Consider the following 1,114-nt stretch of genomic DNA (forward strand, 5'->3'; position numbering starts at 1 on the left):
GAATGTCGATCGACTGTAGCGCGTAGGGTTCGTAGATCGTGTCGGTGAACCGGCCGCCCTCTTCCGGCATCCAGTCGCGTATCTCATATGCGAGGGGGACCGCCGGCGTGCTGTTTGCCTTGACCTGGCGGGCGGGGTTCGCCCGCGCATTCGTACGGACCGATTGGATGGCCTTCGGAGCAGAAGTTGCGACTGTTAGGGGTGCGGCTCTTGTCCCCGATCGGGCGCCCATGTGCATGGCGGCATTGCACGGGATGCCGCGGGACAACGCGCCGATTGAATCCGGAAAGCCGCCCAGTGTCCGGGGCGGGAGATCTGTGATCCAGGAGAGCAACGTTTCGACATCCTTGGCCTTGCCGGGTGACCGGACGAAGCTTTTCGGGTCGGCGGCCGGTACCTTGTCGATAATTGTCAGGCGCGTATCAGTGGTGGTGCCATGGCGGGCGTAGACACGGCCGTCGATCCCTGCTGTGAAGATGACGATGCCCTGCTGCTGCAGGCGTTCGAAGGCCGGCCGCCATTTGGGGTTTTCGGGAGACAGCCCGGTGCCGGTGATGGCGACCAGGCGCCCGCCGGCGCGCAGGCGGGCGAATGCGGAAAAGAGATGCCGCCATGCCGCGTCAGTGACGTGGCCGTCGACATAGGCGCCGACGCTGAACGGTGGATTCATCAGCACGACGGACGGCTCGATGGCCAAGTCGAGATGATCGTCGATATGGGCCGCGTCGTGCCGCGAGACGGGGACCCTTGGAAACAGCAGGCCGAGGAGATCGGCCCGCGTCGCGGCAAGCTCGTTGAGGGCGATCGAGGCGCGCACCATCTCGGCATGGACGGCGAGCAAACCGGTGCCGGCCGAAGGTTCGAGAACCAGGTCGCAAGATGCGCTCGCCGCGGCGTGCGCCGTGACGAAGGCGAGCGGCAAGGGCGTCGACAGCTGCTGCATGGCCTGGCTCTCGTGGGACCGTCGCGTATGGGTAGGAAGAAGGTTCGCGATGCGCTTGATCATCGCCAGCGTTGCCTGCGGCGTGGTCGACCGCGACAGGATCGCAGGGCCGAACCGGCGCAAAAACAGCACCTGGGCGACTTCGAGCGCCTCATAAGCGTCCTTCCAGAC

The 1,114-nt window shown here is 65.4% G+C and carries 1 pseudogene; it reads right to left on the reverse strand.

Annotation, left to right across the window (positions count from 1 at the left end):
• Positions 1–1,114: pseudogene (locus EN750_RS35565) on the reverse strand (methylase); the annotation flags it as partial.

Source organism: Mesorhizobium sp. M7A.F.Ca.ET.027.03.2.1, assembly GCF_003999175.1.
Lineage (GTDB): Bacteria > Pseudomonadota > Alphaproteobacteria > Rhizobiales > Rhizobiaceae > Mesorhizobium.